At 53.6% G+C, this 207-nt stretch carries 1 rRNA gene; it reads left to right on the top strand.

Annotation, left to right across the window (positions count from 1 at the left end):
• Window positions 1-207, top strand: a 16S ribosomal RNA gene (locus tag ACXAGC_RS20550); the annotation flags it as partial.

The raw sequence follows: 207 nt of genomic DNA on the forward strand, positions 1-207 counted from the left end.
GAGGGGGATAACAGTTGGAAACGACTGCTAATACCGCATAACGTCTACGGACCAAAGGGGGCTTTTAGCTCCTACCTGAAGAGAGGCCCAAGTGAGATTAGCTTGTTGGTGAGGTAAAGGCTCACCAAGGCGACGATCTCTAGCTGTTCTGAGAGGAAGATCAGCCACACTGGGACTGAGACACGGCCCAGACTCCTACGGGAGGCA

Source organism: Alteromonas sp. AWJ4_197, assembly GCF_056160285.1.